This is a genomic window from Neisseria sp. P0022.S010 (genome assembly GCF_051956635.1).
Genome location: NZ_JBQCXF010000970.1, coordinates 1 through 255, shown reverse-complemented (window position 1 = coordinate 255; position 255 = coordinate 1). Strand labels below are relative to the sequence as shown.

The following is a 255-nucleotide window of genomic DNA, read 5'->3' as shown; positions in this document are numbered from 1 at the left end:
TTAACAACGACGGTGTGAAAGTCGCAGGCGGTCCTAGCCTGACCAAGTCCGGTATCGATGCCGCAGGCAACAAAGTGACCAACGTAGCCGACGGCGACCTCAATGCCAACAGCAAAGACGCCGTCAATGGCAGCCAACTGTTTGCGACCAACCAAAACGTCGCCAACAACGCCGCCAACATCGCCAAAGGTCTGAATATTGCCGCCGACAACGGCAGCGACGACAACGTCCAACTGGGCGAAACCGTTGCCTACC

General features: G+C 57.3%; 1 pseudogene. It reads left to right on the top strand.

The window, feature by feature from the left end:
• Window positions 1–255 (top strand): annotated as a pseudogene (locus ACTHUT_RS22380) (hypothetical protein); the annotation flags it as partial.